Consider the following 6,189-nt stretch of genomic DNA (forward strand, 5'->3'; position numbering starts at 1 on the left):
ACAAATTACAATTCTCGTTGTAGATGCTCATATACATTACTGCCCAATTTTTTTGTGCCGATACTCTCAAAACCTAAGCCCACATATAATTTTTTGGCATTCGGGTTTTTAAAATCCACCAAAAGCCCGATTTTTTCATGGCCTTCTGTCTTTGCTTGTTGTATGGCAGCAGCCAGTAATTTTTTACCTATTCCTTTTCCTTGCTGCTGTGGGGCTACACTTAACGTGTCTATATAAACCTCTCCCGGGTTGGTTTCGTCATCAATTACTAAATCAGTTACTTTATATTTTTCCGCAATATGCTGAAGAAAAGGCGCACGGTATTGCGGTAATAACTTTCCATCATAAAAAGTGATGGAGCCCATAATTTCGTCATTTTCCTCATACACTAGGGTATGCTCAAAGCTGTATTGATTAGCTTTTTTTTGAAAGAAATGTTCAAACAAAGGATACGATTTCTCGGGCGCGTTTGTGTTTGTAAACGTACACGCCAAATCTTCCATTGCCTGAACGATTAACGGGGCAACTTGCCTAAAATCTTCGGGACGGGCAGGACGGATGTTTGCTATTTGCAATGTTTTCATGGTTTTTAAATCATTATTTGGAAGAAATTTCAGCTACTCTTTCTTCTGCAGTCTAAAAGTATAACAGTTTCTTAAGACACACTTCTTCCTCAAAATAATATATTCAACAAAAAGAAAAAAACTATGAGCAAAGAAGAACAAAAGGAATTGGTGACCATCAATCCCACCACAGGAAAAGTTATAAAGAAATATCCCTTAATGACCGACAAGCAAGCTGACGAGGCCGTGGAAAAATGCCACCAAGCTTTTTTGGAATGGCGTATGGTTTCGCATAAGGAAAGAGGAAAAATTATAAAAGCTATCGGCAAAGAACTAAAAGAAAACGCCGAAGAGCTTTCCAAATTGATGACCAACGAAATGGGGAAACTGCTAAAACAGAGCAAGCAGGAGATAGAACTGTGTGCAGGAATCTGTGATTGGACCGCTGCCAACGGCCCGGACAATTTAAAGGACGAAGAGCGCGAGCTTCCCGATGGCGGAAAGGGTATTATTACAAACTCGCCCATAGGTGTTATTTACGGGATACAGCCGTGGAATTTCCCCGTGTATCAGGTAATGCGTTACTCTATTGCAAACCTTATGGCAGGTAACGGTATTCTTTTAAAGCATGCTGAAAATGTAACGGGCACAGGATTGATGCTTCAAAAAATCTATGAAAAAGCAGGACTGCCCAAAAATCTTTTTACCGTTTTAAAAATAACCCACGACCAGAGCGATAAAATAATAAAGCACAAACTTGTAAGGGGCGTTACCCTTACCGGAAGCCCCGATGCGGGACGTGCCATTGCCAAAAAGGCGGGTGCCGCCCTAAAGAAAACGGTGATGGAACTGGGTAGTAACGATGCATATATTGTATTGGAAGATGCAGATATTAATTTGGCAGTAAAAATGTGCGTACGCGGAAGAATCTATAACAATGGCGAAACCTGTGTGGCTGCAAAACGCTTTGTGGTTGTAGATAAAGTCTATGATGAATTCCGTGATGCGTATGTGGAACAGATGAAAAAAATTAAGCACGGAGACCCGACCGAAAAGGATTCAAAAATTGGCCCGATGGCGCGAGAGGACCTTCGTGAAACCCTTCACAAACAGGTAGAAAAGAGCGTGAAGAAAGGAGCCAAAATACTTTGCGGTGGCCAAATGCCAAAAGGCAAAGGATTCTTTTATCCTGCTACGGTTCTTGAGAATGTAAAGCCTGGGCAGCCCGCTTATGACGATGAACTTTTTGGGCCAGTAGCGTCGCTAATCCGCGCCAAGGATGAAGAAGATGCCATGCGTATTGCCAACGATAGTAAATACGGTCTGGGGGGTGGTATTTTTTCCAAAAATGAAAAGAAGGCCATGGAACTGGCCAGCAAGCATTTTGATACGGGTATGGTCTTTATCAATGGTTTCGGCCTTGCACAGCCCAATATGCCCTTTGGCGGTGTAAAAGATTCCGGATATGGCCGCGAGCACGGCGGTTTTGGGATGAAGGAATTTGTGAATGAAAAGGCCATCATGCGTCTTAAAAATTAATAAATTATAAATATTTCAATCATGAAAAGGTATCTTCTCTTATTGTTCTTTTTTCCACTTTCACTTTTTTCACAAGATGAAAAAGAAAAACAACTGCCCGAGCCCTATGCCACAAAACCAGTTTCAAATTACTCCAATGTAGTAGGCTGGGAAGAAGGGGAAACTCCCAAAGCGCCTAACGGTTTTACGGTTCACAAATATGCAGATGGGTTTCAAAACCCCCGATGGATGTACGTGACCCCCAATGGTGATGTGCTTGTAGCCGAAAGCAATAGTAACTACGGAATTCTTAAACAAATTGGCGCAACAATTATAGGCGCCGGAGGTTCCAACAATCTAGCCAATAGTGCCGACGTTATTACGCTGCTGCGGGATACAGATAACAACGGATATCCCGATGTGCGGGAAACACTGCTTACCAAAAAGGAAGGCCTTAACCAGCCCTTTGGCATGCTCGTTATAGGCGATTGGCTATACGTGGCAAATACCGATGCAGTACTGCGCTATCCCTATAAAACGGGACAAACCAAAATTACCGTCAAGGGTGAGAAAATTACCGACCTCCCCGCAGGAAAAGTCAATCAGCACTGGACGCGCAATATTATTGCCAATGCCGATAACTCTAAGATATATATAGCCGTGGGTAGTGGTGATAATATTGGCGAGAAAGGAATGGAGCACGAAGTAATGAAAGCAAACATACTCATGATGAATCCTGACGGCAGTGAGCTGCAAGTATATGCTTCGGGATTACGTAATCCTGTTGGGATGGATTGGGAGCCTACAACACAAACTCTTTGGACCACCGTAAATGAGCGGGACGGTCTGGGTGATAATTTGGTTCCCGATTATTTAACTTCGGTGAAGGAAGGTGGTTTTTATGGCTGGCCCTATATATATTGGGGCAGTTATTATGATCCACGTGTGCCCATTCCGCCCAATGTAAAGCTAAAAGAGTCCATTGTGCCCGATGTAGATTTGGGCCCGCATACGGCTTCCTTGGGACTGATGTTTTATACTGCAGATGCATTTCCGGAGAAATATAGAAACGGAGCCTTTATAGCGCAACATGGGTCTTGGAACCGTGACATTTTATCGGGGTATAAAATGGTGTACGTTCCATTTGAGAATGGTGCGCCTGCCGGAAAGCCGGAAGATTTTCTTACAGGATTTATTATTGACCCAAATGAAGATGAGGTAAGGGGAAGACCCGTTGGCGTTACACTTTTGCCCGATGGGTCTATGTTAATGACCGATGATACCACAAACCATATTTGGAGGATTGCCTATACGGGTGAATAGGCATTTTGTTCAATGTTTTCTGAAATAAACTAAACTTTATGATTTCCTTAAAAGTGGGTGGCCACATTGTTTAGTATCTTCAAAATAAAAAAACTATGAGCACAAAAAACCTTTACAGTAATGAAGCCAAAGAGAAAATAAAAAAGATGGCAGAGTCCATTGACTATACCATGATGGCTACCAATTTAAATAGCCAGCCTTTCCACGTGGTGCCTATGAGTACTAAGGAAGTGGATGACGAGGGCAACATCTGGTTCCTCAGCAATAGAACCAGCACACACAATCAGCACATTGAAAAAGAAAACAGGACCCAACTTATTTACGCAGACAAAGGCAACTTTGAGTTTTTGAGCATTTACGGCCGTGCCCATATAAGTACAGACCGAAACAAAATAAAGGAACTATATGGCAGTGGTGACGACGCCTGGTTTGATGGCGAAGACGACCCCAACATAACCGCCATTAAAGTGGTACCGGAAGACGCCCATTACTGGGACACCAAAAACGGCAAGGTACTTTCGCTTTTAAAAATGGCCCAAGGCGCCATAACGGGGAACGAACCCGATCTGGGCGTACAGGGCGATTTAAAGGTATAATTTACTCCCCTTCCTAATGACATCCTTCCAGAGACAGCAGTTGTTTTTGGAAGGATTTTTTTTAGTTTTTATGTTTTCGTTTTTTGTCCCACCATATATAGAGGCCAAACAGGGCCAAGCTCACCAGCGAGCCCCAGAGCAAGCTCGTTTTAAGCGAGTCTATATCGCGTCCCGTCCAGGCTATCAGTAATATTAGGGGGGTTATGCCTATAAGGGTAGCGGTAATGAATTTAAAATAATTCATTCGCAGCAATCCTGCTACAAAGCTGATGGCATCGTTGGAGAGAAAAGGGTTTATTCGCGTAATCATCACCGCCCAAAACCCGTAATCGTTCAAGAAATCGGTCATCTTCTGGGTGGTTTTTTTGCCCAACAATCTAGCGGTAAGCTCAATACTTAAATACTTCCCTATAAAATACCCTATGGAAGAAGCGCAAAAAATGGCAATCAGGATAATTAAACTTCCCCAAAAGGGGCCGTACGCCAGTATTGCCACAATCATCAACAATACGGAAGGGATTACCAACAGGAACATCTGAACGATCATAGCCAGTACAATCACCACGGGGCCCATCCACCCAAAATCGCTTACCCAGTTCTTGATGCGTGCCTCATCATTACTGGTGAGTACATCCCAGGCTTCATTTAAAAATTGATTGACCTGGGGGATGGCAAAGTAGCAGATCACCAAGACTATTATCAAGGTAATAGAACTGTAAAGAGGCGCTTTACTTTTTCTAACGGAGATTTCGCCTAGATCCTTTTTTTGCATAAAGCGCAGGTTTTTTACTTTTTAGCTTACAGCTTCTGCTTGCGGCTTTCTTTCTGTCGTAAAGTTAAGTAGTTGTGTAGGGTCCATTAGGTTGTGTATTCCATCCAGTGTGCAAAGAAATGCAATGGCGACGCTCAGCCCTTTAAAGAGTGTAGTTTTGGAGGTGGGGTTTTTCGGTCTTTCGTTTTTATGGTGCAGGGGCAGGGTGTAGCCGCAGCCTTTTAAAAATTCGGCCTCGATCTGTAAAAGTTCCAAAGGGGTGTAGCCGTTAAACTTGCGTCCCAATCTTTCATGTACCAGCCCCACGTAGTTTAACTGCAGCGACCCGTGGGTATCGCTCAGATGCTTCCAGCTATCGGTATTGTTGCAGATATTGCCCACCGCACATTGCTTGGCACATTCAGGGTTTAGGGTGTTGTTGTGAAAGGCGGTATAGAGTCTTTGCAGGGCGTGGTCCAGTCTTTTTGAAGTTTTCATAAGCGCTGATTTTTTACTTCTTATGAAATTACTAAAACCTAGAAAGAAAGCCCCCGATTTTTTGAATTTTTTAGTAAAATGAAAAAATAAGGTGCTGCGTACTCATTTTTTCACCCCCAATGCCCCTTTCCGGAAACTTTTTTGTCGGGCTATTTTTTAAGTTAAAATTTACCCTTGAAAAAAATTATTGATAATCAATTAGTTGAATTTTCCGTATAGGAAAAACCCTTCAAAAAAAAGGGGGATTTCCCCCGTTGACTGGCTTTTGTTTTTTTCCGAAAATTGGAATTATTAACAATTTAAACTTTTACCATTATGAGTAATGTAAACCAAAACCTTGTAAATGAAATCCTGGCCCCACTGGCTATGACTGCAATCACAGATGCCCTAACTGCTGTGGAGTCTGCCCTACCAGATGCTACCCTAACCGATGAGCAACGCCGTACCTTCAACGCTATAAGCGTGGACAACAAAGTTTTTGCCGAAGAGGTGCTGGATGAGATGACGATCAATACCACCGTCACCATTCCCCCTGTTTTTGATAGAAGCTTGCTGGCAACGGACCTAGAGCTTTTTGAACAAGTGGAAAGCATAAAAAGCCGTATGCTGAATATTGTGCAGCGGCTGGATGACCTACTGCGTGTGGCGGGCCATGAAAGCTACGGCATGGCCACCGCCGTGTATGGTATGTTTGAGGTAATGGCGCGCACCGGTGTGCCCGGTGCACAGGCCAGTTATGATAGGCTTAAAGTTAGGTTTCAAAATCAAGGGGGTGCTAGGCCGGTATCTGAACCGGAGATGGAAATTTAAACTTCCATAACCCACCTAAGGAAGAACGGGGATTTGTTCCCGTTTTTTTGCAACTGTTCTGAAGTGGAATTTTGTATAAAATAACGCATTTACACCCCACTTTTTTGGTTTCAACACATCACTTTATGGT

7 protein-coding genes are annotated in these 6,189 nt (G+C 43.1%); 4 read left to right on the forward strand and 3 right to left on the reverse strand.

What is annotated here, in order from left to right; translation table 11 throughout:
- Nucleotides 1-5: 5 nt before the first annotated feature.
- Nucleotides 6-584 (reverse strand): GNAT family N-acetyltransferase, encoded by a 579-nt coding sequence (locus tag AC58DT_RS08540; RefSeq protein WP_497216445.1) that lies wholly within the window; start codon nt 582-584, stop codon nt 6-8.
- A 123-nt stretch (nt 585-707) separates the two neighbouring features.
- On the opposite strand from AC58DT_RS08540, the gene AC58DT_RS08545 reads away from it, so the two are divergent.
- The 3 genes from AC58DT_RS08545 (at nt 708) to AC58DT_RS08555 (ending at nt 4,000) form a co-directional block, all read left to right on the forward strand.
- Nucleotides 708-2,102 carry an NAD-dependent succinate-semialdehyde dehydrogenase gene (locus tag AC58DT_RS08545; protein WP_497216446.1) on the forward strand — a complete coding sequence of 465 codons (1,395 nt, stop codon included), beginning with the start codon at nt 708-710 and terminating at the stop codon, nt 2,100-2,102.
- A gap of 21 nt (nt 2,103-2,123) precedes the next feature.
- The gene (locus AC58DT_RS08550) at nt 2,124-3,404 is read left to right on the forward strand and encodes a PQQ-dependent sugar dehydrogenase (RefSeq protein WP_497216447.1); all 1,281 of its coding nucleotides are present in this window, start codon (nt 2,124-2,126) and stop codon (nt 3,402-3,404) included.
- 95 nt (nt 3,405-3,499) lie between these two features.
- Complete coding sequence (locus AC58DT_RS08555; RefSeq protein ID WP_497216448.1) at nt 3,500-4,000, forward strand: pyridoxamine 5'-phosphate oxidase family protein; 501 nt, start codon at nt 3,500-3,502, stop codon at nt 3,998-4,000.
- Between the two features lie 61 nt (nt 4,001-4,061).
- Here AC58DT_RS08555 and AC58DT_RS08560 read toward each other — a convergent pair whose 3' ends face one another.
- On the reverse strand, nt 4,062-4,772 hold the full coding sequence (locus AC58DT_RS08560) for a TVP38/TMEM64 family protein (RefSeq protein ID WP_497216449.1): 711 nt from the start codon (nt 4,770-4,772) through the stop codon (nt 4,062-4,064).
- Between the two features lie 21 nt (nt 4,773-4,793).
- Complete coding sequence (locus AC58DT_RS08565; protein ID WP_497216450.1) at nt 4,794-5,249, reverse strand: Na(+)-translocating NADH-quinone reductase subunit F; 456 nt, start codon at nt 5,247-5,249, stop codon at nt 4,794-4,796.
- A 315-nt stretch (nt 5,250-5,564) separates the two neighbouring features.
- Here AC58DT_RS08565 and AC58DT_RS08570 point away from each other — a divergent pair, with 315 nt between their 5' ends.
- Entirely contained in the window at nt 5,565-6,059 is a 495-nt protein-coding gene (locus AC58DT_RS08570; RefSeq protein WP_497216451.1) for a hypothetical protein, read from the forward strand.
- Nucleotides 6,060-6,189 lie beyond the last annotated feature (130 nt).

The organism is Aequorivita sp. CRS11, assembly GCF_059693805.1.